Annotated in this window: 24 protein-coding genes; 17 read left to right on the top strand and 7 right to left on the bottom strand. The window is 30.0% G+C overall.

What is annotated here, in order from left to right; translation table 11 throughout:
- The first annotated feature begins 8 nt into the window (after window positions 1-8).
- Window positions 9-578, top strand: coding sequence for a phospholipid-binding protein MlaC (locus ELQ12_RS08020; RefSeq protein ID WP_134264690.1), 570 nt, complete (start codon window positions 9-11; stop codon window positions 576-578).
- On the top strand, window positions 578-3,049 hold the full coding sequence (locus ELQ12_RS08015) for an RND family transporter (protein ID WP_070261093.1): 2,472 nt from the start codon (window positions 578-580) through the stop codon (window positions 3,047-3,049). The genes ELQ12_RS08020 and ELQ12_RS08015 overlap by 1 nt, the downstream gene beginning before the upstream one ends.
- A 31-nt stretch (window positions 3,050-3,080) precedes the next feature.
- Here the strand turns inward: ELQ12_RS08015 and rdgB are convergent, their stop codons facing one another.
- The gene (gene rdgB / locus ELQ12_RS08010) at window positions 3,081-3,683 is read right to left on the bottom strand and encodes an RdgB/HAM1 family non-canonical purine NTP pyrophosphatase (RefSeq protein ID WP_044778863.1); all 603 of its coding nucleotides are present in this window, start codon (window positions 3,681-3,683) and stop codon (window positions 3,081-3,083) included.
- Between the two features lie 166 nt (window positions 3,684-3,849).
- On the opposite strand from rdgB, the gene ELQ12_RS08005 reads away from it, so the two are divergent.
- Both ELQ12_RS08005 and ELQ12_RS08000 read left to right on the top strand, forming a co-directional pair.
- Window positions 3,850-5,145 (top strand): MFS transporter, encoded by a 1,296-nt coding sequence (locus tag ELQ12_RS08005; protein WP_052950130.1) that lies wholly within the window; start codon window positions 3,850-3,852, stop codon window positions 5,143-5,145.
- Window positions 5,142-5,951 carry an alpha/beta hydrolase gene (locus ELQ12_RS08000; protein WP_052950129.1) on the top strand — a complete coding sequence of 270 codons (810 nt, stop codon included), beginning with the start codon at window positions 5,142-5,144 and terminating at the stop codon, window positions 5,949-5,951. Before ELQ12_RS08005 ends, ELQ12_RS08000 begins: the two co-directional genes overlap by 4 nt.
- Here the strand turns inward: ELQ12_RS08000 and ELQ12_RS07995 are convergent.
- Window positions 5,944-7,605, bottom strand: coding sequence for a 4Fe-4S dicluster domain-containing protein (locus ELQ12_RS07995; protein WP_070261094.1), 1,662 nt, complete (start codon window positions 7,603-7,605; stop codon window positions 5,944-5,946). The genes ELQ12_RS08000 and ELQ12_RS07995 overlap by 8 nt on opposite strands.
- Window positions 7,606-7,682: 77 nt before the next feature.
- Between ELQ12_RS07995 and selA the strand changes: the two genes are divergently transcribed.
- Genes selA through ELQ12_RS07975 form a run of 4 tightly spaced genes read left to right on the top strand, consistent with a single transcriptional unit; the run spans window position 7,683 to window position 12,102 of the window.
- Window positions 7,683-9,005 carry an L-seryl-tRNA(Sec) selenium transferase gene (gene selA / locus ELQ12_RS07990; protein ID WP_070261095.1) on the top strand — a complete coding sequence of 441 codons (1,323 nt, stop codon included), beginning with the start codon at window positions 7,683-7,685 and terminating at the stop codon, window positions 9,003-9,005.
- Complete coding sequence (gene selB, locus ELQ12_RS07985) at window positions 9,002-10,807, top strand: selenocysteine-specific translation elongation factor (protein ID WP_070261096.1); 1,806 nt, start codon at window positions 9,002-9,004, stop codon at window positions 10,805-10,807. Before selA ends, selB begins: the two co-directional genes overlap by 4 nt.
- A 48-nt stretch (window positions 10,808-10,855) precedes the next feature.
- A complete protein-coding gene (locus tag ELQ12_RS07980; protein ID WP_002855861.1) occupies window positions 10,856-11,566 on the top strand; it encodes a DsbA family protein in 711 nt (236 codons plus the stop codon).
- A 5-nt stretch (window positions 11,567-11,571) separates the two neighbouring features.
- The gene (locus ELQ12_RS07975; protein WP_070261097.1) at window positions 11,572-12,102 is read left to right on the top strand and encodes a hypothetical protein; all 531 of its coding nucleotides are present in this window, start codon (window positions 11,572-11,574) and stop codon (window positions 12,100-12,102) included.
- 44 nt (window positions 12,103-12,146) lie between these two features.
- On the opposite strand, the gene fldA is transcribed toward ELQ12_RS07975, so the two are convergent.
- From fldA to ELQ12_RS07960, 3 genes are read right to left on the bottom strand one after another with little or no spacing between them, the layout of a single operon-like run.
- Window positions 12,147-12,638 (bottom strand): flavodoxin FldA, encoded by a 492-nt coding sequence (fldA, locus tag ELQ12_RS07970; protein ID WP_002871975.1) that lies wholly within the window; start codon window positions 12,636-12,638, stop codon window positions 12,147-12,149.
- On the bottom strand, window positions 12,638-13,333 hold the full coding sequence (locus ELQ12_RS07965; RefSeq protein ID WP_044780160.1) for a hypothetical protein: 696 nt from the start codon (window positions 13,331-13,333) through the stop codon (window positions 12,638-12,640). Before ELQ12_RS07965 ends, fldA begins: the two co-directional genes overlap by 1 nt.
- A 2-nt stretch (window positions 13,334-13,335) precedes the next feature.
- On the bottom strand, window positions 13,336-13,650 hold the full coding sequence (locus ELQ12_RS07960) for a DUF2325 domain-containing protein (protein WP_002870622.1): 315 nt from the start codon (window positions 13,648-13,650) through the stop codon (window positions 13,336-13,338).
- 170 nt (window positions 13,651-13,820) lie between these two features.
- Between ELQ12_RS07960 and ELQ12_RS07955 the strand changes: the two genes are divergently transcribed.
- Together ELQ12_RS07955 and ELQ12_RS07950 are read left to right on the top strand one after the other, a co-directional pair.
- Window positions 13,821-15,245 (top strand): catalase, encoded by a 1,425-nt coding sequence (locus ELQ12_RS07955; RefSeq protein WP_052950116.1) that lies wholly within the window; start codon window positions 13,821-13,823, stop codon window positions 15,243-15,245.
- Between the two features lie 56 nt (window positions 15,246-15,301).
- Window positions 15,302-15,772, top strand: coding sequence for a Cj1386 family hemin-binding protein (locus ELQ12_RS07950; RefSeq protein WP_002862058.1), 471 nt, complete (start codon window positions 15,302-15,304; stop codon window positions 15,770-15,772).
- Here the strand turns inward: ELQ12_RS07950 and ELQ12_RS07945 are convergent, their stop codons facing one another.
- Window positions 15,773-16,429: a transcriptional regulator gene (locus tag ELQ12_RS07945; protein ID WP_002859670.1), complete on the bottom strand. Its 657-nt coding sequence runs from the start codon at window positions 16,427-16,429 to the stop codon at window positions 15,773-15,775.
- Between the two features lie 166 nt (window positions 16,430-16,595).
- Here ELQ12_RS07945 and ELQ12_RS07940 point away from each other — a divergent pair, with 166 nt between their 5' ends.
- From ELQ12_RS07940 to feoB, 7 genes are all read left to right on the top strand, one after another.
- Window positions 16,596-16,958, top strand: coding sequence for a RidA family protein (locus ELQ12_RS07940; protein WP_002852401.1), 363 nt, complete (start codon window positions 16,596-16,598; stop codon window positions 16,956-16,958).
- 3 nt (window positions 16,959-16,961) lie between these two features.
- Complete coding sequence (dcuC, locus tag ELQ12_RS07935; protein ID WP_134264689.1) at window positions 16,962-18,401, top strand: C4-dicarboxylate transporter DcuC; 1,440 nt, start codon at window positions 16,962-16,964, stop codon at window positions 18,399-18,401.
- A 12-nt stretch (window positions 18,402-18,413) separates the two neighbouring features.
- Entirely contained in the window at window positions 18,414-19,577 is a 1,164-nt protein-coding gene (locus ELQ12_RS07930; protein ID WP_134264688.1) for a PLP-dependent aspartate aminotransferase family protein, read from the top strand.
- A gap of 9 nt (window positions 19,578-19,586) precedes the next feature.
- Window positions 19,587-20,954: an adenylosuccinate lyase gene (gene purB, locus ELQ12_RS07925; protein WP_134264687.1), complete on the top strand. Its 1,368-nt coding sequence runs from the start codon at window positions 19,587-19,589 to the stop codon at window positions 20,952-20,954.
- Window positions 20,955-20,962: 8 nt separating this feature from the next.
- Window positions 20,963-22,303: an MmgE/PrpD family protein gene (locus ELQ12_RS07920; RefSeq protein ID WP_134264686.1), complete on the top strand. Its 1,341-nt coding sequence runs from the start codon at window positions 20,963-20,965 to the stop codon at window positions 22,301-22,303.
- 79 nt (window positions 22,304-22,382) lie between these two features.
- Entirely contained in the window at window positions 22,383-22,607 is a 225-nt protein-coding gene (locus ELQ12_RS07915; protein ID WP_060816383.1) for a ferrous iron transport protein A, read from the top strand.
- Window positions 22,604-24,445, top strand: coding sequence for a ferrous iron transport protein B (gene feoB / locus ELQ12_RS07910; RefSeq protein WP_126219710.1), 1,842 nt, complete (start codon window positions 22,604-22,606; stop codon window positions 24,443-24,445). Before ELQ12_RS07915 ends, feoB begins: the two co-directional genes overlap by 4 nt.
- On the opposite strand, the gene ELQ12_RS07905 is transcribed toward feoB, so the two are convergent.
- A complete protein-coding gene (locus ELQ12_RS07905) occupies window positions 24,442-25,935 on the bottom strand; it encodes a hydrogenase small subunit (protein ID WP_126214972.1) in 1,494 nt (497 codons plus the stop codon). The genes feoB and ELQ12_RS07905 overlap by 4 nt on opposite strands.
- Window positions 25,936-25,937 lie beyond the last annotated feature (2 nt).

Here is a 25,937-nt window from a genome sequence, read left to right as displayed (position 1 = left end):
GGAAAATAATGAAAAAAATATTTTTAATCTTGGCTTTATTTTTTAATGCTTTTGCCTTGCAGCTAGATGAAATTTCTAGTACTATGCAAAAAAACATTGATGCAAGCTTAAAACTTTTACAAGATAGCAAAGAAGATAAAAAACAAGCTGCTGATGGAATTTTTAAACTTTTTGATAGTATAATAGATTATAAACTCATGGCAAAACTCAGTCTTTCGAAAAATTATTCTAAATTAAATCCAAAAGAACAAGAAAAATTTACCACAGCCTTTGAAGCAAGTCTTAAAAAAAGTTTTACCGATAAACTCAGTCTTTATAAAGATCAAGTTTTAAAGGTCAAAAATGGTGAGTTAAAAAATGAAAAACGCTATTTTTTAACCACTTCTATGGTAGTAGATGGGGAAGAAAAAAATATCATTTTCAAATTTTACAATGATAATAACAACTGGCTTATTTATGATGTAGATGTTTTAGGTGTGAGTATAGTACAAACTTATAGATCGCAATTTGGAGATATTTTAGCCAACCAAGGCTTTGATGCCCTACTTCAAAAACTTAAAAGTATTGTCATAGAATAATGTTTGCAAAGCTTTTAAAGTTTTTTATTTCTCGTCCAAAAAGTACTTTTTTTGGAACCTTATTTATATGCCTGTTTTTAAGCTTTTTTGCTTTTAAGCTTAGCGTAGATGCAAGTGCTGAAAGTTTGCTTTTAGAAGATGATGCAGATTTAAAAACTTTTAGAGAAATTTCAAAACATTATAAAAGTGATAATTTTTTACTTTTAGCCTTTAAACCCTATGATGAAAAACCTTTTTCAAATGAAAATTTAGCCAAATTAAAAAAACTTCATGAAGAATTAGAAAAAACCCCTTTAGTAGAACGCGTTTTTAGTATCATCAATGCCCCTTTGCTTCAAAGTTCGCAAAATACGGATTTAAAAGAACTTTTAAAAAATATTCCAAATATAGAAAGCCTAGACATAAACCGCACAAAAGCTCAAAATGAAATTTTAAATAGTCCCTTTTACAAAAATAATATCATCTCAAAAGATGGAAAAGTAACAGGGCTTATTATTTACTTAAAGCCTGATACAGTTTATAATAACCTTATAGAAAAACGCGATCTTGCTACCGATGAAAAAGAAAAAGATCAAATTCGTCTTGCCATAAAAGAACATCAAGACAAGCAAAAAGTTATCACGAAACAAAGTCTAGATACTATTAAAAGCATAGTTCGAAATTATGAAAAAAACAAAGATACGCTCTACCTTGGTGGCGTAAGCATGATCGCTGATGATATGATAGCTTATATAAAATTTGATCTTGTGCTTTATGGTGTTTCTCTTGTATTTTTACTAGGACTTGCACTTTATTATTTTTTCCGTTCATGGCGCTTTGTTTTTTTACCTCTTTTTATTTGTTTTATAAGCTTAAGTGCAGCTAGTGGAGTTTTTGCACTTTTAAATTTTCAAATCACGGTTATTTCATCAAATTACGTTGCTTTGGTTTTAATTATCACCTTAAGTGTAGTTGTTCATTTGATCACGCATTTTATCGAAAGCACCCAAAATCATCCCAAAGCTAAAGTTGAGCGCATAGTGCTTGAAACCTTACTAGCCAAAGCAAATCCTAGCCTTTATGCCATTGTTACAACGATGATAGGATTTTTTTCTTTAATCCTATCAAATATCGAACCTATCATAAAACTTGGTATTATGATGAGTATAGGTATAGGTTTAGCTCTTATCTTTAGTTATTTGTTTTTAGCAAGCATCTTAGTTCTTTTAAAACCAAAAAATTATCATAAAAAAGAATTTAAATTTAATCTTTTAGCCTTTTGCGCCAAAACCGCTCTTGATCCTAGAAAGCGTCGCATGATTTATGGAATTTCAGTTCTTGCTATAATCTTAGCTTTAATAGGCATTTCAAAACTCAGAGTTGAAAATTCTTTTGTAAATTATTTCAAAGATGGTAGTGAAATCAAAAAAGGACTTTTGGTTATTGATAAAAATCTAGGTGGAACCTTGCCTTTAGAAGTAATCATTCGTTTTCCAAATAATAAAAACGATCAAAATACAAGCGATGCGCTTGATAGTTTTGAAAGCGAATTTGAAAATTTAGCCACACAAGAAACTTATTGGTTTGACTCCAAAAAAACACGCATTGCAAAAAAAGTTCATGAATTTTTAGAAAACAAAGAATTTGTAGGTTCAGTTTTAAGTCTTAATAGTCTTTTAACCCTAGGGAAAAATATCAACGATGGAGAAGATTTAGATGATTTTGCTCTTGCGTTTTTAAATGAGAATTTACCTGCTAAATTTAAACAAGACTTGCTCTCACCTTTTGTAAGTATAGAAAATAATGAATTAAGATTTAGTATGCGTATTATTGATTCTGATCCGAATTTAAGACGTAATGAGTTTTTAATAGATCTTAAAAAACAGCTCAACGAGCTTGTAAAAAACGATGGAGTAGAAGTGCAAATCACAGGCATAATGGTGCTTTATAATAATATGCTTCAAAGTCTTTTTTCATCACAATTTGATACTCTTATATTTGTAATTTTAGCTATTTTCATACTTTTTATCATTGTTTTTAGGGATTTAAAATTTTCAGTTGCGGCTATATTGGTAAATGTTATTCCTTTAAGTGTGGTTTTTGCTCTTATGGGGCTTTTAGGTATTCCTTTGGATATGATGAGTATTACTATAGCTGCTATTGCTATAGGTATAGGCGTTGATGATGCTATACATTATATTTATCGTTTTAGAGAAGAAATTAAAAACAAAAGCCTAGAAGAAGCCATTATGATTTCTCACCTTAGTATAGGTTCGGCACTTTATTATACCACCATTAGCATAGTTTTAGGTTTTAGCGTGATGATGAGTAGTAATTTCATTCCAACAATTTATTTTGGAATTTTAACCGTTTTTGTAATGATTTTGCTTTTAAGTGGAAGTTTGTTCTTATTACCAAGCTTTTTAATCACTATTTATTCTAAGAAAGCCAAGTTTCCAAACCAACATAAAGAGCATATATTAAAACAATAATAGCTATATATTTTAAAAAATTTTTCATTTCTTATCCTTTATTTAAAATCTTTAAAATGATTTTTGCAAGCTCTAAAGCTTTAAAACGATGAGAGATGTTATTCTTCTCATCCACGCTAAGCTGGGCTAAGGTTTTATCAAAACCTTTTGGAATAAAAAGGCTATCATAACCAAAACCATTTTCACCTTTTTCTGTATCAATCACTTTTCCATGCATTGTTCCATGCGTGCTAAATTCCCCCATCAAACCTACCATAGCAATAGCAGCAACATAATGCGCCTTACTTTGTTTAAAACCTTTTTTTATCATTTCATTTACAAGCTTATCACGGTTGCTTTTATCATTACCTTGACCACTGAATCGAGCAGAATAAATTCCTGGATTTCCTCCTAAAACATCTACGCAAATGCCGCTATCATCACTTAAAGCGATAAAATCTTTTTTTTGCTTTTCATCCAAAGCATTAAAAACCGCTCTTGCTTTAATCAAAGCATTTTCTTTAAAAGTTTTTCCATTTTCTTCAATCTCAAAAGGCGTTAAAACTTCATCAAAAGCATAAATTTCAAAATCTTTCAAAATTTCTTTAAGTTCTAAAACCTTATGCTTATTGCTCGTAGCTAGGATAATCTTCATAACAAAAGCTCCAAAATAATATCAAAAACAAAAATATGATTTTATAAAATTTATCCTTGTGCGTAGCTTTTAAATATTAAATGATAAAACGATGTTAATCAATGCTTAATCCATTTCATAGTAAAATTATCCTAATTTAAATTTCAAATTTAATAGGAAATTGATAATGCTAAATAATGTTTTACCCTTATCTTTCATAGTTGGAACAAGATTTTTTGGGCTTTTTATAGTTTTGCCAGTTTTAAGTCTTTATGCTTTAAAACTTGAAGGCGCTAATGAATTTTTAGTGGGACTTTTAGTTGGTGTTTATGCCTTAACCCAAATGATTTTACAAATGCCTTTTGGGATTTTAAGTGATAAAATTGGTCGTAAAAAAACCATGCTCATTGGACTGATTATTTTTATAATAGGCTCTTTAATCTGCTCTTTTGCGGAAAATATCTACATCATGCTTTTAGGAAGAATGCTCCAAGGTGCAGGAGCTATTGGAGCTGTGGCTACGGCAATGATAAGTGATTTTATCACAGAAGAAAATCGTGGTAAAGCCATGGCGGTAATGGGTTCTTTTATAGGACTTAGTTTTGCAGCTTCTATGGTGATCTCTCCTTTAATGAGTGCAAAATGGGGTTTGTCTAGCCTTTTTGATCTTAGTGCGGCTTTGTCTCTTTTATGTATAATTTTACTTTATACCGTTGTACCTAAAGAAAATAAAATCACTCATGAAAATGAAAAAACTCCTTTTTTTCATCTTATTAAACAAAAAAATTTAGCCCTTATGAATCTTACTAATTTCATGCAAAAAATGCTTATGAGTATAGCATTTTTAAGTATTCCTATTATCCTAGTAAAACATTTAGGCTTTGCTTCTGATAAACTTTGGATTGTTTATAGCGCTTCTATGATAGCAGGTTTTATCGCTATGGGCTTTGCTGGAAGTTTAGGCGAAAAAAGAGGTTTAGCTAAACAAATTTTACTCTTAGGAATTGTTTTTTTCATACTTTCTTATCTTTTTTTTACTTTTAGTAATTCTATAGATTTTTTTATCATAGCAGTTGTGATTTTTTTTATAGGTTTTAATTTACACGAACCTATTATGCAAAGTTGCGCATCAAAATTTTGTAAAGTTCATGAAAAAGGTGCAGCATTAGGGTTGTTTAATGCTTTTGGATATGGTGGAAGTTTTATAGGTGGTATTATCGGAGGGATATTTTTACATCTAGATGCCTTAAATCTTTTGGCTATTATTTTAGTGGTTTTAGCTCTAATTTGGCTTGTGGCATTATTTTTCTTAAAAAATCCAGCTGATTTTAAAAACCTTTATCTACCTTTAGAAACACCTTTAAATTTCAGTACTTTTAGCGAAAATTTAGGAGTTGTAGATATTTATAAAAACTCTAAAAATCTTGTTGTTAAATTTGATAGCAAACTTACAAATAAAGAAGAATTAGAAGAAAAATTATGAAAAAAATATTATTTTTATTCTGTTCTTTTTTTCTAGCTTTTGCAAAACCAAGTCTAGAGATACCCAAGCTCTCAAAACAAGCAAAACAAAACTTTATTTTAGAAAATGTCAAATTTAATTATAATGGCACAATATATAAAATTTTTATAGCTAAAAACAAGAATGAAAACTCAAATTATAAATATAAAATCATTTATTTACTCGATGGAAATGCCTTTTTTCCTCTTTTTTTAAATCTTTTCAACACTCCTGTCAAAGAAAATCTTTTAATTATTGGAATAGGTTATGATAATAATTTAGCTTTTGATACACACAAACGCACTAAAGATTATACGCCTACAACAAATTTAAATAAACAAGGTGGAGGTAGTAAAGAATTTAGAAATTTCTTAATAACCCAACTCATCCCCTATATCAATAAAATGTATCCTATTGATTTTAGCCATCAAATTCTCTTTGGACATTCTTTTGGAGGACTTTTTGCCATTGATACACTTCTTTATGATAGTAGGATTTTTAGTCATTATTTTATTATTTCACCTTCTTTATGGTGGGATAATAGTGAGTTTTTACCTAATATCATAAAATTACAAACTTGCCCTAAAATTTACATCGGATTAGGTTCATTGGAAACAAATTCAAGTATTATCAAAGGTGTAGCTAAGATCAATGCTCAAAAACTTAGCGAAAAAATATCCAAAGAAACTAATTGTAAAACTCATTTTAAACTTTTTAAAAATGAAACTCATGGAAGTGTCATATCTAAAGCTATGCTGTGGATGAAAAAGCTTCTTGATCTTAATTAATCATTGCTTTTATCATCACTTTTGCCTTGCAATCTGCACAACAATAAAGTGTTTTGATTTTATTCTCATCATTACCAAATTTAGGCTTCATTAAATTGGCTATTTTTTCTACAGCTTTTTTGGTGGCAAATTCTTTACCGCATTCTATACAGGCAAAAAGCTCATCTTTTGCCATGGTTTGATATTCAAAATAAGAAGCTCTAAACTCCATTCCACTACGAAATAATTTTAAAGTATCTTTTTCGGCACAACTTAACTCACAATACCCACAAGTCGTACAAAGAGAAGCATTAAATTTCAAAGCATTTTCTTGTTTATCAGCGATTAAAGCTCCTACATTACAGGCACCCACACAAGAAAGACAAAGCGTACAGGTGTTAGGATTGATTTCTACCTTACCATAACGCAACCATTCGCCACTTTCTATACTGCCAAAATCTTCATTTTTTATCATTTCTTGCATTCTTTTGGCAAAATTTTCTCTTGTAGTTAAGGTGTTGTTATGAAAATCATATTTTAAATCTTGTATAAATTCTTGCTCTTTTAAAACATTTTGTAATTCTTTTTCATCTTTGGCAACAAAAATAGCTTTTTTTTGAAATTTTCTCTCAAAAAAAGCATTTAAAAGCGTAATGGCTTCATTGCTACCACGAGATACAAAATCCGTATAAAAAACCAAATTTGCTCCGCTATTTTGCAAAAGCGTTAAAAAATGCATAGAAGAAAGCCATTTTTCACCCTCTATCATAAAGGGTAAAACATCTTTTGGTAAAGCAAGATTTAAATTTTCTAAAGACATTTTTTTAGGAATGATTAAAATTTTTTTATCTTTATAAAACTCACAAAGGGTAAAAAAACTTTCTCTTGGCATAGGAGCATAATCAAGTGATCCACTAGGACATACACTAATACATCCTCCACAACCCAAACAATCCACTTGAGAAAATTCTAAATGCTTTTTTTCATCATCTTTTAAAATCGCCACAGTAGGACAAATTTCAGCACATTTTGCACAATGCTCACTGCGTCTTTCGTGGTATTGACACACGCTAGCATTATAGCTAATATAAGTTTTATAATGATATTTTGGACTTTTGCTTTGCAAAAACTCTAACAATACTTCAAGATTTTCAAAATTTAAAAGATTATGACATCCACTTTGTCTTGTAAAATCTTTACGCACAACGCTTAAATCCTTAGCTTTAAAAAGCAAAAAATCAAAATCTATTTCCACTTCTTCGCCTTGATTTTTAACCACAGCACAAAGTTCCCCTACACTTCCAAAAACAGCTAAAATTTCTGCACTGCTTAAAGCAATAACCTTAAATCCATGTTCTTTTAAAAACTCTACAGTTTGAGCGTCACCATCTGCGACAATTAAACGGTTTTGTACTTCTTTACTTTGTTCTAAATCAAGCCCTAAATCATAAACGCTAGCTCTTGCTTCATAAAGCGTTAAAACATTTTTACTTTGCTCTAAAATTTCATCTTGAGAATTTTTAAGATAAAAATTAATCTCAGGGGCATAAATTTGTGCTTTTTGATTTTTATCATTGCAAACTAATGCTTCTTTATCATTTGTCTGATCTAAAATTTCAATAGCATCAGGTAAAGGGATTAAAACATCATTTTTTATATAAACAAAATCTTGCATCATCTTCCTTAATCTCTTTAAAACATCATTTTATAAATTCTATGTTAAAATAACCAAATATTTTCTTAAGGCTTAAGATGAACAAATTTAGAACTTTTCCACAGATTAACACTCTTATTGAAGATGAGAGTTTAAAATCCTATCCTTTTTATATCAAAGCATTTTTTTGTAAAAAAGTTGTCGCAAAACTAAAAGAAAATTTTTCCCAAGATGAAATTTCTAAAAATAAACTACTTTTAGAAATCAAAAAAGAAATCAAAACTTTTTACCGCAAAGATTTACAAAGTGTGATTAATGCAAGCGGAGTGGTTATACATACAAACCTTGGTAGAAGTGTAATCCATGAAGAACTTTATGAAGCGTGTAAAGATATCATTTGTAATTATTCTAATGTAGAGTTTGATTTAGAAAATGGAAAAAGAGGCTCTCGCTATGCTTTGGTACTAGAAAAACTTAAAATGCTTTTTGAATGTGAAGATGCTTTAGTGGTCAATAACAACGCTGCAGCAGTTTTTTTAGTACTTAATTCTCTTTGTTATGATAAAGAAGTCATAAGCTCAAGAGGAGAACTTGTAGAAATTGGCGGAAGTTTTCGTGTGCCTGAAGTGATAAAAGCTGCAGGTGTAAAGCTTTGCGAAGTTGGAACTAGCAACAAAACACACTTAAAAGACTATGAACAAGCTATCAGTGAAAATACCGCTCTAATTTTAAAAACCCACAAGTCTAATTTCGCTCTTATGGGTTTTCACAGTGAAGTAAATATAAAAGATCTACATGAACTAGCAAAAGAAAAAGGGCTTTTGAGTTATTATGATCTAGGTTCTGGCTGGTGTGAAAATTTAAACGAAAAACTGATTAAAAATGAACCTAAAATCAAAAAACTCGTGCAAGAATGTGATATTTTAAGTTTTAGCGGAGATAAACTTTTTGGTAGTGTGCAAGCAGGCATTATACTTGGAAAAAAAGAACTCATAGAAAAGCTTAAACAAAATCAACTTTTAAGAATGCTAAGAGTGGATAAATTAACTCTATCTTTTTTAAACGAAAGCTTAAAAGCTTATTTGCAAAAAGATTATGAAAAAATTATTACCTTAAAACTTTTAAATGATGACTTATCCTTTATAGAAAAAAAAGCTTTAAGAGTGCAAAAAGAATTAAAATTTCAAACCCGGCTCAAAAAAAGCAAAAGTTTAGTAGGAGGAGGTTCTATGCCTGATAAAAGTTTAGATACTTATATACTGACTTTTCAAGGAGATGCTTTAAAACTACAAACTCGATTTAGAAAAGAAAATATCATAGGACGCATTGAAAATGATGAATTTGTTCTTGATTTTAGAACTATACGAGAAAATGAGCTTCAAAAACTTATTCTTATAATCAATCAAATGGAAAACTTATGAAATCTGTTATTATAGGAACCGCAGGACATATTGATCATGGAAAAACTTCACTCATTAAAGCTTTAAATGGTTTTGAAGGCGATAGTTTAAAAGAAGAACAAGAAAGACAAATCACCATTAATTTAAGTTTTTCAAATCTTAAATTAAAAGATAAAAACATTTCTTTTATCGATGTTCCAGGACATAAAGATTTGGTTAAAACTATGGTAAGTGGAGCTTTTGGCTTTAGTGTTTGTTTATTTGTCGTAGATATTAACGAAGGTTTAAAAGAACAAAGTTTAGAACATTTAGAAATTTTAAAAATTCTTGATATTAAAAATATCATTTTAGTGCTTAGCAAATGCGATCTTTGTGAAAATATAGAGCAAAAAAGTGTAGAAATTTTAGAAGAGTTAAAAAATTTAGATTATCCCATTTTAAAAGTATTTCACACCAGTATAAAAAATAATCAAGGCATAGAAGAATTAAAAAATTATCTTTATACCATAGAAAACAAAGAAAACGATGAAGAACTGATTTTTCATTATTATATCGATAGAGTTTTTTCTCTAAAAGGCATAGGAACTGTCGTTACAGGCAGTCTTAATGAAGGAAGCATCACTTTAAATGAAAAAATCATCTGTTTAGACACTCAAAAAGAACTCATTGTTAAAAATATACAAAACCACGATACTAATTTAGAGCAAATCAAAGCTTGTAACCGTGTGGCTTTAAGTTTAAATTGTAATTATAAAGAGTTGAAAAAAGGTTATTTGCTAAGTAAAAAAGGTTATTTTAAAGCCTTTAAAGAATGCGATGCTTTAGTTAAAGCAAAAAATTTACAAAATAGCAAAATGATTTTTTGCGTGGGTTCAAGACAAATAGAATGCAAAATAAATATATTAAAAAAACTAGAAAATGATGAATTTTTTGTGCATTTTAGTTTTGATAAAAATGTATTTTTAAGTTTTGATGAGGCTTTTATTTTATTACAAAACAATCGCGTTATAGGCGGTGGTAAGGTTTTAAATCCTTTAAGCGAACCTTTAAAAAAAGAACAAAAAAATAAATTTTTAATGTTTTTGAAAAATAAAGATTTTAAAGCAGCTTTTTCTTTCTTAAAAGACGCACATAAATACGGCTTTGGTTTGCTTTCAAGCTATCAAAGATTTAAACTCTCTCATCAAAAAGCATTGAAATTAGCAAAAGAATTAAATCAAGTATTTGTCGATGAAAAAAATCTTAATGTATATCATTTACAAAGTCTAGAAGAAATTAAAAATTTCATCAAATTCATACTTGAAAAAAATCCTTATGCCATGCTTTCAGCACATTCTTTAGCTTTAAGGATTACTTGGGCAAGTGAAAATTTTTGCGAACTCGGACTTAAAGAAATGTCAAATTTATTGGATTTTCAAAATGGAATTTATTTTAAAAAAGGCATAGATTTTGAAAAACTTCAAGAAAAAAATAATAATCAATTATATGAAATTTTAAAAAAACAAGGTATTAAACCCGAAGCTCCTTATAATCTTTATGATTTTTTAGAACTTGATAGAAAAAGCGGAGATAATATACTCAAAAAACTTACCCAAAAAGGCTTAGTTGTAAGACTTTCACACAATCTTTTTATAGAAAAACAAGCTCTTGAAAAACTTATGCAAGAATGTTTAAATTTATTAAAAAATCAAAGTCTTGATGTGCAAAGTATGAAAGAATATTTCAATCTTTCAAGAAAATATGCTATTGCTTATTTAGAATACTTAGACAAATTTCCTCAAGTAAGCAAAGAAGCTGAAAAAAGATTTTTAACAAACATTTAGAAAATCATTATAGAATTAAACATAATTTATTTAAAGGATTTATAAACTATGAAAAAATTAAGTTTAATTCTTGCCTGTTCAGCATCTTTGTTTGCTGCAAGTAATTCAGAAATTAGTGATTTTTATTCAAAAAGCATTAAAGCACAATTTCCAAATGCTACCGTTAGTGTATCAAATCGTCAAAAGGTTGGTAATACGGGTTTTGAAAGTGTTATTGTAAGCGTTGAATTAAATGGACAAAAACAAGAAAACATTCTTTTTACAAAAGATAGTCTTATTACCCCTGATCTTATCGACTTGAAAACGGGAATTTCTTATGCTCAAGAATATGAAATGAAAAAATTTCAAGAAGCAAGAGAAAATTTTACAAAAAATGCTAAAGCTGTAGCACAAAAAGAAACCATGGTAATAGCTTTGGGAGATAAAAATAAACCTGCAATTTATGTTTTTTCGGATCCTGAATGCCCTTATTGTAGAGAACATTTAGCTCAAATTGATGATGAACTTAAAAACTATCAAGTTAATTATATTTTAACTCCAGTACATGGAAAATCTGCTTTTGAAAAATCCGCTCTAATCTACAAAGAGGCAAAAAAAGCAAAAAATGATAAAGAAAAAATCGCAATTTTAAACAAATACTACGATGCAAATATCAAAAATTATCCAAAAGTAAGTGATGCAGAATTAAAAGAAGTTTTTTCCTTATATGAAAAATATCGCTCATTAGGTCTTAGCGCTACTCCAACTATTATTAAATAAACCTAATGTCTAAATTTGCTTTAATTTTAAGCTTTTTTATAGCACTCTTTATGAGTGCTTGCACCAATGCAACTTTCATACAAAGCTTTATTCAAACAAGCAATGAAGGCATTTTTATCAGATCACAAAAACAACAAAGTTTTAAAATTTCCTTTCAAAATCCTAGCCAACTTCAAACTACTTTGGATAGAGATTTGGCTTTAAAACTTAAAAATTTAGGCTTAAAAGAAGTAAAAGAGAATGCAGATTATGAAATTTTAATCAATCTTGTAGATATGAAAAAGCATTCTTATGCTCAAAAAATCACAACTTCAGCAAGATTTTTTTATGATTTTGATCCTTTGGAAAGCAATGGAGAATGGATGGTGGAAAACTACTATACTATGCAGGTTAATTTACAAATCAACTCTAAAAATCACAATTCTCAAAAAACAAGTCTTCTTGCAAGAACGGCTTATCTTGGAAATAAAGAACGCTGTCAATTATCTTTAGAAAATAAAATTATAAATCAAATAGTGAGTTTTTTTTATTTTTAAGAAAAGACAATCAAGAGTATAAAGACTCTTGATTTTAAGAATTATTAAGCAAAATAAGGTTTAATTTGTTCTACCCAAGCATCAATTCTTGATTCAGTTTGATCTTCTTGATTATCATTGTCAAGAGCAAGTCCAACAAATTTACCATCTACAACCGCATCGCTTGCTTCAAATGTATAACCATCAGTTGAAACTTCTCCTACCAAATTTGCACCTGCATCTTTTAAATTTTGAGCTAATTTACCCATGCCACCACAAAAAGTGTCAGAATAACTTTCACTATCACCCATACCAAATACAGCTACAGTTTTTCCACCAAGACTAAGTCCTGAAAAATCAAAACCATCCCAATCATCTTGTAAATCACCACTTCCCCAAGTTGAAGTTCCACAAATTAATTTATCGTAAGAATTTATTTTAGATGCATCAATATCTGAGATATTAAAAACATCGCTAATTCCAAGTTTTGAAGCAATTGTATTAGCCGCTCCTTCTGTATTTCCCATAGCACTACCATAGATTACTGCTACTGACATTATTTTCTCCTTATAATTTGATTTGATATTTTATACGGAACTAATTTTAACATAGTTTTGTTTAAATCACACAAAAAATGTTTTATTTCAATAAAATGTGTGAAATTTTTGTTACGCGGACAAACAATATAAAATTTTTCAAAATTATTTTCTTTTATTAAATCCAATAATCCATGAATTTCATTTTCAATTTTTAAATTACGTATATTAATCTCTTTGCAAAGTGGTAAAATTGCAAATTTCTTATCTATTATAATAAGATCACCATCTTGATCTATATTTTTTCCATTATTTTGAAAAGAAACCTTATCATAAACATAAGAGCTAAATAAAATTTGCGCATCAAAACAAATGCCATAAAGATAAATTCTTAAAAGTCTTAAAAGATCGATATTCTTAGATATTTTAGTATTAAAAATTAAGCTTTTTCTTTTTTGAAAGTAGAAAGCGTATGTATTAAGCTTGATATTTATATTTTGAATCTTACCAAATGAAACATGCATTATATCATGTAAAAAATTTCCAAATATCATTTTTAAACTCTTGGTATTTTTTGCATATAAAAGAGGAATTTTTAGAGCGCTATCAACGCTCGCATTATATTGAGTTAAAAAAGTCAACATAAGCTCTTGATTGTTTAAATAGCGATAAATTTGCGGTATAAATTCTCGCTTATCATCAAATCCAAATAACATCTTTAACCTTTATAGCAAGAAAATTCTTTATTAAGATTAAAAATTTTACAATATTCACAATACACACAACTTACACTTCTTTTTGCACAAACTAATGGAATTTTACGCTTTTTAGCTTCACTTTTGATTTTTTTCATAGTATTATGATTTAAAAAGCTTGTTAACATTACTATACATTCTGTATCACAAGGAATCGGCTTGCGATTAACTCTATTTTCATTACGCGCATCCCAGTGTTCTATTTTTTTAGCACCTAAATCATGTAAAACAGCTCTAATAGGAGTGATTTCATCTGCACCAATAACCAAAACTGACATAAATTCTCCTTTGTGATTTTTAAAATATATTTTGATAATTATTATTATAATATAAAAAAACTAAATTTATTTTGAAATTTATTATTAATAAAATGCAATTATTCAGTTAATTTTAATTTTTAATAGATATAATTTACTAATTAATAAATTTTATTATTTAGGAGAAAACAATGAAAAAATTGACTAACGATTTTGGAAACATTATAGCCGATAACCAAAATTCATTAAGCGCAGGCGCAAAAGGACCTTTACTTATGCAAGATTATCTTTTACTTGAAAAACTTGCTCATCAAAATAGAGAAAGAATTCCAGAAAGAACCGTTCATGCTAAGGGAAGTGGAGCTTATGGCGAAATAAAAATTACAGCAGACTTAAGTGCTTATACCAAAGCTAAAATTTTTCAAAAAGGCGAAGTTACTCCATTATTTTTACGCTTTTCAACAGTAGCAGGTGAAGCAGGTGCAGCAGATGCTGAACGCGATGTGAGAGGTTTTGCTATTAAATTTTACACCAAAGAAGGAAACTGGGACTTGGTAGGAAATAACACTCCGACATTCTTCATCCGTGATGCTTATAAATTCCCTGATTTTATCCATACTCAAAAAAGAGATCCAAGAACACATTTAAGAAGCAATAATGCTGCTTGGGATTTTTGGAGTTTATGTCCTGAAAGCTTACATCAAGTAACCATTCTTATGAGTGATAGAGGAATTCCTGCAAGTTATCGTCATATGCATGGATTTGGAAGCCATACTTATAGTTTTATTAATGATAAAAATGAAAGATTTTGGGTGAAATTCCATTTTAAAACCCAACAAGGGATTAAAAATCTTACCAACCAAGAAGCTGCAGAGCTTATAGCAAAGGATAGGGAAAGTCATCAAAGAGATCTCTATAATGCTATAGAAAATAAAGATTTTCCAAAATGGAAAGTTCAAGTTCAAATTCTTGCTGAAAAAGATATAGAAAAGCTTGGATTTAATCCTTTTGATTTAACAAAAATTTGGCCTCATAGTCTTGTACCTTTGATGGATATAGGCGAAATGATTCTAAACAAAAATCCTCAAAATTATTTTAATGAAGTTGAACAAGCTGCCTTTAGTCCAAGCAATATCGTTCCTGGAATTGGCTTTAGCCCTGATAAAATGTTGCAAGCTAGAATTTTTTCATATCCTGATGCACAAAGATATAGAATAGGAACTAATTATCATCTTTTACCAGTAAATCGTGCAAAAAGCGAAGTGAATACTTACAATGTCGCTGGTGCTATGAATTTTGATAATTATAAAAATGATGCAGCTTATTATGAACCAAACAGCTATGATAACAGCCCAAAAGAAGATAAAAGCTATCTTGAACCTGATTTAGTCTTAGAAGGCGTGGCACAAAGATATGCTCCACTAGATAATGACTTTTATACTCAACCAAGAGCTTTATTTAATCTTATGAATGATGATCAAAAAACTCAACTTTTTCATAATATCGCTGCTTCTATGGAAGGAGTTGATGAAAAAATTATCACTAGAGCTTTAGAACATTTTGAAAAAATTTCACCTGATTATGCAAAAGGAATTAAGAAAGCTTTAGAAAAATAATTTTTACTTGCCACTTTTGGTGGCAAACTAAAGATTATAATAATTAAGGAAAAACAATGACAACTCTTAGTTTAGAAGAAGAAAAAAGATTTGAAGAGCTTTGCAAAATGGCTTTTAATTTTGCAAGAAATAATGAATGTGAAAATCTTAAAATCATGATAGAAGCGGGTTTAAATGTAAATTTAAAAACTCATAAAGGCGATAGCTTACTTATGCTTGCAGCTTATAATAATTCTTATGAAAGCGCTAAAATGCTTTTAGAAAAAGGTGCAAAAGTAGATGAAAAAAACGATCGTGGACAAACCCCATTAGCAGGAGTTTGTTTTAAAGGATACTTACCTATGTGTGAACTTTTAGTTAAGTATGGAGCAAATATTGATGAAAACAATGGTTTAGGAATGACACCTTATACTTTTGCTATTATGTTTGGACGCAAAGATGTGGCAGAATTTTTACTCAAAAAATCTAAAAATAATTTTTTAAAGAAAATGAGCCTAAAAATACTAAAATTTATCAAAAAATTTTAGTTATTTTTTAAATTTCTTCAGATACCTATAAACACTAGGTTCTGAAATTTTTAAAAATTTTGCTACGATAGGAACCGCTCCTTTTATATTAAAAATACCTTTTTCATATAGCTTTTCAGCAATTTCTTCTTTTTGGGTAATACTTAATTGATAATCAGAATTTAAATAACTAGAATCTACACTTTGAACTAAAATATCCTCTATTGAGTGACTTAATGTTTCTATGCTTGAATCATTTTGAGAAAAACTAATATTTCCTAAAATATCACCCATATCTCCAATTTTTTCTAAATCAATCATCTTGCATATTAAATCTCTCATAATGCTAGTATCATGATTGATACACAAAATACCTACTAATTTATCATGATTTTTAATAAAAAAAGTAGATCCTCTAATTAATTTTGATTTTCCAACAAGAGCCTTATAATCACATAAAAAATCTTTTTCTAAATATTTTTTATTTTGCATAAGCTCACTTGCAAAAGCAGTCAAGGGGGAATCTAAACTTCTCCCACTAATGTGATTATTAGCAATTGCCGCAATATAAGCTCCATCTTCAGTAATTACATGAAATACTATCTCATATTGCTCACCTAAAACTTCTCCTAAAAAATATGTCAACTTTATAAATTGTTGTTTTTGTCCCTCATCCATAAAACCGCCTTCAATAAAAATTAATACGATATTAAATTCTACTCTTTATACTTTAAAACATTTCTTAAAAATAAAATTTTATTATTATGATAATAAACTATTGACAAATTATTATTGTAGTGATAAAATGCATTCTGTTTAATCTATATTTAACAAAGGAGAATTCATGTCAAACTATCCAAAGGCCATTGGTCCATACTCAGCTTACAGAGAAGTAAATGGACTTTTATTTATATCAGGACAACTTCCTATCAACCCTGCTTCAGGAGAAATAGAAAGCTCTGATATCAAAGAACAAACCAAACAATCTTTAAAAAATATCGGTGCTATCTTAGAAGAAAATGGTATCAGTTATGATAAAGTGATTAAAACCACTTGCTTTTTAGCTGATATTAATGATTTTGTAGCATTTAATGAAATTTATGCTGAATTTTTTAAAGCTCCTTATCCAGCAAGAAGCGCTTTTGCAGTAAAAGATCTACCAAAAAAAGCTAAAGTAGAGATAGAGATCATCGCTCAAAAAGGCTAAAATATGCTAGGTATTTGTTTTTCTTTATTTAGTGTTTTTTTACTTATTTTTATGCTTTATAAAAAAATCAATGCTCACATGGCATTGCTTTTAAGTGGCTTGCTTTTACTTTCCTTAGCTGCTATTTTTCGACTTTCTCCACACATTGTTACCAAAGATTCTTTAAATCTAGGTTTTTTTGATATTTTTCAAGTTTTTAATCAAACCATGTCAAGTACATTAGCAGGGCTTGGACTTACACTTATGACTATAGCAGGTTTTTCTGCTTATATGGATCATGTAGGGGCTTCTTATGCACTTTTTAAAGTTTTTGAAAAACCTTTAAAAGCCGTAAAATCTCCTTATGTTTTACTCATAGTTGCTTATTTTATCGTGCAATTTTTAGTTCTTTTCATCCCTTCTCACGCAGGCTTGGCACTTTTACTTATGGTTACTATGTATCCTATACTTGTACGCTCTGGCGTTTCAAAACTTTCTGCCTTAAGTGTGATTGCTATTTGTCAATATATCGATCATGGACCTGGAAGTGGAAATGTGATCATGGCCTCAGAAAAAGCTGAAGTTGATCCTGCAATTTATTTTGTTCATTATCAACTCCCTACAACCTTGCCTATCATTATAGCTGTAAGTATTGCAATATATCTTTGCAATAAATTTTTTGATAAAAAAGATAATTTTGTCTTCAATGCACAAGAAATTGAAAAAGAACTAAATGAAAATGAAGGCAAAGAAAAAGAACTTAAAAAACCTCCTAGAATTTATGCGATTTTACCTATAATTCCTTTGGTTTTAATCCTAGGATTTAGCTCCGTGCTTGATAGCATCTTGGTTTTAATGGGAATAAGTAGCGCTGAAGAAGTTAAAGCAGCTGCTAGTACCGCAATTAAAATGAATGTTCCAGTAGCAATGGTGATTTCAACTTTTGTGGCTATTATTTTTGAAATGATACGCTATAAAAGTATAGTAGAAACTCTTAATTCTATTATGATTTTCTTTAAAGGAATGGGACATTTATTTGTTATCACAGTTTCACTCATCGTTTGTGGTCAAGTATTTGCAAGCGGTCTTTTATCTGTAGGTTTTGTAGATACTTTAATAGAATTTTGCAAAAATGCAGGATTTGGAGTTTTGGCTATTATTATCGCCGTTTCAATCTTGCTTGCAGTTTGTGCTTTCTTAATGGGTTCAGGAAATGCGGCATTTTTTAGCTTTGCTCCACTTATCCCAAATATAGCAAAACACTTTGGAGTTGAAACTATCACCATGATAGCACCAATTCAAATCATGACGGGCTTTGGAAGATGTGTTAGTCCTATTGCGCCAGCAATCTTAGCTATCTCAGCTATTGCAAAAGTAAGTCCTTTTGCCGTGGTTAAAAGAACAGCTATTCCTATGCTTGTAGCGGCTATTGTAAATGTTATTATGACTTATATTTATCTTTAAAAAGGAGAAAAAATGAACTCAAAAACTAAACTTATTCATTGTAGCAGAGGTGATCAAGGCGCTGAAGTAAGATCAGTTAATCCTACGCTTATGCGTGCATCAACCATACTTTTTAAAGATCACGCAACTTGGCAAAAATACAGAGAATTAAGAAAAACAGATCGTGTTTTAAGTTATGGAGCTAGAGGAACAACAACCAATTTTGAACTTGAAAAACTTATTTGCACTCTAGAGGGTGGCTATAGAGCACAACTTTTCCCAACAGGACTTGCAGCATTAGCTATGGTGCTTTTAAACTATGCAAGCAAAGATGCACATTTTTTAATTACTGATGCAATTTATGGGCCTGTAAGAACGATTTGCGAATTATTTTTAGAAAAAATAGGTGTTGAAATTGATTTTTTAAAAGCTGATGCAAGTGATGTAGAAGAAAAAATCAAACCTAATACCAAGCTTATCTTATGTGAAAGTCCAGGTTCTATACTTTATGAAATCATAGATTTACCAAAACTTTGCAAAATTGCCCATGCGCATAATATCCCTGTAGCCATTGATAATACTTATTCTAGTGGATATTTTCTAAATCCTTTAGAACTTGGGGTGGATATTTCAGTTATCGCCGCTACAAAATATCTTAGCGGACACTCTGATGTAACCATGGGTATAGTAGTAATCAACGAAAAAGAATGGAAAAATTTTGACAAACTTCCAGAAGCTTTAGGCTTTACAACAAGCCCTGATGATGCTTACTTAGTACTTCGTGGTATGAGAACACTAGATGTGAGAATGAAAGCTCATGAAAAAAGTGCTGATGAAATTGTAGAGTTTTTACAAAGCAGAAAAGAAATTAAAACAATTTTCTATCCAAAACTCAAATCCCACCCAAATCATAAAATTTTTATGCGTGATCATAAAGGTGCAAATGGTATGATTACCATAGAATTTGCAGAAGGTTATAACAAAGATGATGCTATTAAATTTGCAGATAAACTAGAATACTTTTCAATTGGTGCTAGCTGGGGTGGATATGAAAGCTTGGCCACCGTAACTACTCCACCTAGAACTGCAACAAATTGGAATGCAAGAGGGCCATTTGTAAGATTTCATATAGGTCTTGAAGATACTAAAGATTTAATTGCTGATTTAACACAAGCTTTTGATAGTATTAAAAAATAAGGAGATAAGATGACAGGAATTAGCGTATTTGATCATAGATTACTAGCAGACTCATGGAGCACGCAGGAAATGCGTGCTATTTTTTGCGAACAAAACCGCATACAAAAATGGCTCGATGTTGAAGCAGCTTTAGCAAAAGCACAAGCAAAACTTAAAATTATCCCTAAAAAAGCAGCTGATGAGATCGCAAAAAAAGCTCATTATAAATTTATGGATATGGACTTTATCTTTGCTGAATTTAAAAAGACTAAACACCCTTTAGTTCCTACTGTAAGAGGATTAGAAAAAGCTTGCGATAATAATTTAGGAGAATATGTGCATTTTGGAGTAACCACTCAAGATATCATCGATACAGGACTGGTTTTACAATTTAAAGAAGCAATGACTCTTATAAAAAGCGAATTAAAAGCTATCGCAAAAGCCCTAGCAAAACTAGCTAAAACCCATAAAAATACTGCTATGATGGGAAGAACTTTAACACTTCAAGCTTTGCCTATTACTTTTGGACATAAAGTGGCTATTTGGTTAAGCGAACTTGAGCGTCATTTTGAAAGAATACTTGAGCTTGAAAAAAGACTTTATGTAGGCAGTATAGTAGGTGCTGTAGGAACTAAAGCAAGTTTAAGTGATGAGTGCAATAAGGTAGAAAAACTCACTTTAGAAAATTTAGGACTTGATGTGCCTAATATTTCTTGGCAGAGCGCACGTGATCGCTTTATAGAGCTTGGTTTTGTGCTAGGTAATATCAACGCAACCTTTAACAAAATCGCTCATGAAATTTTAATCCTTTCGCATAATGAAATTGATGAAGTTGCCGAACCTTTTGGCAAAGGACAAGTAGGATCAAGCACTATGCCACACAAAAGAAATCCTGCGGTAAGCGAAAATGCAGTTACAGTAAGCAATGCCTTTAAAGCAAATTTAGCCATTTTAAGTGATATTGAAAGACATGAACATGAAAGAGATGGTCAAGTTTGGAAAATGGAATGGAAGCTTTTACCTGAAATGTTTTTAATGCTTTCTGTGGTTTTAGCAAATATGAAATTCGCTCTTAGCGATTTAGAAGTAAAAAAAGATAAAATGCTTAAAAATTTAAATACTCTTAATGGTTTTGTTTTAGCAGAGCGTGTTATGTTTGCATTAAGCGATCATTATGGAAAACAACATGCCCATGAAATTATTTATGAAAATGCTATGCTAGGTATCGAAAAACAAAAAACTTTTAAAGAAGTTTTACTTGCAGATAAAAGAGTATCTAAGGTATTGAAAGAAAAAGAAATCGATGCTTTGCTTGATGCAACAACCTATGTAGGATATGCGCCAAAACTTGTAGATGAATTTTTGGCAAAAATCAAAAATAGCGCTATCTTAAAATAGGAAAAATCATGTTCTATAGTGAAATTTTAGCGGATTTTATTTTCAATCTTAAATATGAAAATATCCCTAATACAGTTGTTCAAAGAGCTAAAGAGCTTATGCTTGATAGCCTTGGAACAGCTATAGCAGCAAGCAAAGAAGAATGTGTTTTAAATGCTTTTAAAGCTTTTGAAAATTTAAGCACAGAAAAAAATACTCCTATTTGGGTAAATGATCAAAAATTAGATCCTATATACGCAGCCATGCTAGATGGCATTGCTTCTCATGCGTTAGATTTTGACGATACGCATACAGAAGCGATTTTGCATGCAAGTGCGATTTTAACTCCACTTTGTTTAAATTATGGTTTTCATGTTAGCAAAGATGCAAAAAAAATCATTAAAGCTTTTATAGTAGGCTGGGAAATTGCAGCTAGAGTAGGCATTGCAAGCAAAGGTACTTTTCATAAGCGTGGTTTTCATACTACTGCTATTGCAGGAATTTTTGGAAGTGTGAGTGCAAGCGTAATCTTGTTAGATCTTAACAAAGAACAAATCATCAATGCTTTAGGACTTGCAGGAAGTTTTGCAAGTGGGGTTAATGAGTTTTTATCCAATGGATCCAATTCAAAAGTTTTACATATTGCCAATGCTATTAAAAACGGCATTATGGTAGCTCATTTTGCTAAAAACAATATGAGTGGGCCTTTGAGTATTTTTGAAGGTAGGGATAATATCTTTAAATGTTTTGGCATAGAAGAAGAATGCGATAAAACAGAACTTAGCAAAGCCTTAGGAGAAATTTGGCAAACTATGCAAGTTTCAATCAAGCCTTATCCAAGTTGTCATTTTGCTCATGGGCTTATTGATTGTGCTATTGCTTTAAAAAATGATGGTTTAAAAGCTGATGAAATTAAAAGTATTCGTTGTTTTGTAGATGAAGTTCCTATTTCTTTTATCTGTGATCCTTTGGAAGCAAAATACACTCCACATAGTGCTTATGAAGCTAAATTTTCCATGCCTTTTTTAATGGCTCTAGGATTCTTTGATAGTAAAATCACTCTTGAATCTTATGAAAATTTAAAGCGTAAAGAAGTACTAGAATTTGCTAAAAAAATCAGTTACGAAAAAAGAAAATCTCAAGGCTTTCCAAAATATTTTCCAGGGCATTTAGAAGCCAGTTTGCAAGATGGACGCATAATCCAAAAAGATGTTTTTATCAATAAAGGTAATTTTGATAATCCACTAAGTTTTGAAGAATTAAAAGCTAAATTTTTAGCCAATGCACAAATTTACCTTGATCATACTAAGGCTAATAAAATTCTAGATCAAATCATCAATCTAGAAAATTTAAACTACTTTTCTTTTTAAATATTCATCCTTCTTTTTTAAGAAGGATATTTCATTACACTTTTTTATTATAATATTTATTATTAATTTAGGAATTACAATGACTTTAAACGAGTTAAAAGATGGACAAAAGGCTATTATTGTCAATTTAAACGCTAAAAAAGAACTCAAAAATAGACTTTTAAGCTTTGGATTTATTAAAAATAAAAACTTGAAAAAAATTCACTCCTCTTTAAAAAATGCCACCATAATGGTAGAACTTGATACAAGTTGTGTTATCCTAAGATCTGATGAAGCTAAAACCATAGAAGTGAATCTTATATGAAAAAAATCAAAATAGCCCTTGTAGGTCAGCCTAATGTAGGCAAAAGTCTTCTTATTAATGCGCTTTGCAAAGCCAATATGAAAGTAGGAAATTTTAGCGGAGTTACTATAGAAAAAGCAAGTGCAAAAACTTTTTACAAAAACTATGAATTTGAAGTCATCGACTTGCCAGGAACTTATTCTTTAGATGGATATAGCGAAGAAGAAAAAATCACACGCCATTTTTTAAATCAAAATGACTATGATGTTGTTGTTAATGTTTTAGATGCTACCAATTTAGAACGCAATCTTATCCTTAGCGCAGAACTTTTAAGTCTTAATAAAAAAATGCTTTTAGCTTTAAATATGTGCGATGAAGCCAAAAAAGAAGGTATAGAGCTTGACACTTCTGTTTTAAGCCAAGAATTTCAAAGTCAAGTTGTTGAAATTTCAGCAAAAACAAAAGAAAATTTAGAACTTTTGCTGCAAAAAATTATTATTTTATTTGAAAGTAAATTTATTCCAAGATCCCAATTTTACACTCCACTTTGCGAAAAAAGTCCAGAAAAAGAAGATTTATTATATTTTATTAATGAACTTTCAAAAAAAATTATCACACACAAAAAAGAAGAAAGAAATTTAACCAAAAAAATCGATGCCTTACTTATCCATAAATTCTTTGGCTTACCTATATTTTTATTTTTAATGTGGCTTTTATTTCAACTCACCTTTAGCTTAGGACAAATTCCTATGGATTATATAGAATCAGGCTTTAATGCCTTGGGTGAATTTGTTAAAAACAATATTTCTAATGCCTTTATCGCTTCAGCTTTGGCTGATGGGATTATCGCAGGTGTTGGTGCTGTGATACTTTTTTTACCTAATATAATGATTTTATTTTTAGGCATAGCTCTTTTAGAAACCACAGGCTATATGTCAAGAGTAGCTTTTTTACTTGATGGGATTTTACATAAATTTGGTTTGCATGGTAAAAGTTTTATTCCGCTAATCACTGGTTTTGGTTGTTCGGTACCTGCTTTTATGGCTACACGTACTCTTAAGAACAAAAGAGATAGACTTTTAACTCTTTTTGTGATCAATTTTATGAGTTGTGGGGCAAGACTTCCTGTATATGTGCTTTTTATCGGTGCTTTTTTTCCAAGTGAAAAAGCAGGAAATTATCTTTTTGGAATTTATATTTTAGGTGCGATTTTAGGACTTTGTGCTGCAAAATTTTTAAGAATGACAGCATTTCGTGGACTTGATGAACCTTTTGTTATGGAAATGCCAAAATATCGTATGCCAAATTGGCATTTAGTTTGGTTTATGGTTTATAATAAAGCCAAAATGTATCTTAAAAAAGCAGGAACTTTCATACTTTTGGCCTCTTTGCTCATATGGTTTGCTAGCAATTTTCCAAAAAATGAAGAAAATTTAAATGATTTTAATGCTCAAGAAAGAGCTATAGAACAAAGTTATTTAGGACAATTTGGCAAAGGCATAGAACCTATTTTTAAACCCCTTGAGTTAGATTGGAAATTAAGCGTATCTTTAATCAGTGGTTTGGCTGCTAAAGAAGTGATGATCTCAACTATGGGAGTACTTTATTCACTAGGAAAAGATGTAGATGAAACAAATAATGATTTAAAAAGAATTATTGCCAAAAATATACCTATACCAAGTGCAGTGGCTTTTATTTTATTTGTAATGATTTATAATCCTTGCTTTGCAGCAACTATAGTTTTTTCAAAAGAAAGTGGAAAGCTAAAATATACTCTCTTTCTCTTTCTTTTTACCTGCACAAGTGCTTATATAGTAGCTTTTATAGGACTTCATATTGCTAAAATTTTATTAAATTAACTTACTTTTAATGATGAAATTTTAGCAATATTATCTTCAAAAGCTTTTAAAATGCTATAAGCAACACCTTCAAAATCAAGCCCACCGCAAAGATAGATTAAAGTCATACGAAAAGATTTACTCACATCAAGCTTTGGTTTTTCAGCGTTCATATTTAACTTAAAATCATAAGGACTTGCATGTTTAAAAGCATAATTTTTTGCCGCAATTAAAAAATCATTCTTATCTTTTAAAAATGCGCCTTTAACCAAAATAAAACTCATCTCAAGATATTTCCAAAAATCTTTTGAAGGCATAGGATTTTCATCAAAATTTTGTTCTATAAAAGCATAGTTTTTTTCAAAAGATTTTTTATAATTTTCTACAAGCAAAGCACCTAATTTATTTTTAGCTATATTTTGTAAAATAAGTTTTATATTGCTTTCAAATTCAAAATCTATTTGTTCTAAAATTTTAATTTGCTCTTCTAGAAAAAATTCTTGTTTTAACTCTTCATTACAAAGTTTAGCGTAAGAAAAAATATTTGCCATAGGCTTTTCATAATTTCCAAACTCATCCCAAAAATTTTTCTCACTACAGGCTATACAACCATGTCCTGCAGCCACTGGCCAAGAAGTTTTAGCATTAAATTTCACTTTAGGGCAGTTATTGTAAGTATAAGGTCCTTTACAACCTATCTTAAATAAACAAGCTCCATTCTTTGCAGCTTCATCATCAAAATGTTCAGCAAAAATCCCACTTTCAAATTTCGCCTTTCTTTCACACATATCATGCAAACATTTACCATAAGCCCACACAGGACGATTTTGCTCATCAAGTTCAGGCAAAACTCCAAATAAAGCAAAAAAACTTAAAGTCGCAATGATATTTACATCACTTGGAGGACAACCTGGGATATTTGCTACTTTTTGACTTAAGACTTCACTAATACCACAGGTTTTACTAGGATTTGGATAGGCAGCTTGAATACCACCATAACTTGAACAAGTACCCACTGCAAAAATAGCCTTGGCTTTAGCGGCTAGTTTTTCTAAAATTTCATAGCCACTCTCTCCTTGTGCTCCTATAGTAAGAAAAAAGGTATCAATGGCTGCAACACCACCTTCAACCGCTAAAATAAAATCTTCTTCTAAAACATGCTCTAAAAGCTCTTCGGCTTTAGTGCCATTTGCTGCCATTAAAGTTTCATGATATTCTAAAGAAAAAAAATCAAAAATAAGCTCATCAAAACTTGGCAACTCAGAACGCAACAAACTCTCACTACACCCTGTACATTCACAAAGATGAAGCCATACTAACTTTGTTTTAGGTGCGATTTGAAAAAATCTTTGAGCAAGAGCTGGAATTTCATTGCCTAAAGATAAATGCCTAGCAAGAATTTTTACACTTTCTTCATTGATAACCTTATCCTCTTTTAAAGTAGAATTCTCAAGTTTTTTAATGCGATCTTCAAGTATATTTTTTAATTCTTCATTGCTAAGCTTTGCCATTT

The organism is Campylobacter sp. US25a, from assembly GCF_004379075.1.
In the GTDB taxonomy this organism is placed as follows: domain Bacteria; phylum Campylobacterota; class Campylobacteria; order Campylobacterales; family Campylobacteraceae; genus Campylobacter_D; species Campylobacter_D jejuni.
The sequence above is the reverse complement of the archived record's forward strand: the minus strand, read 5'-3'. Positions and strand labels throughout refer to the sequence as shown.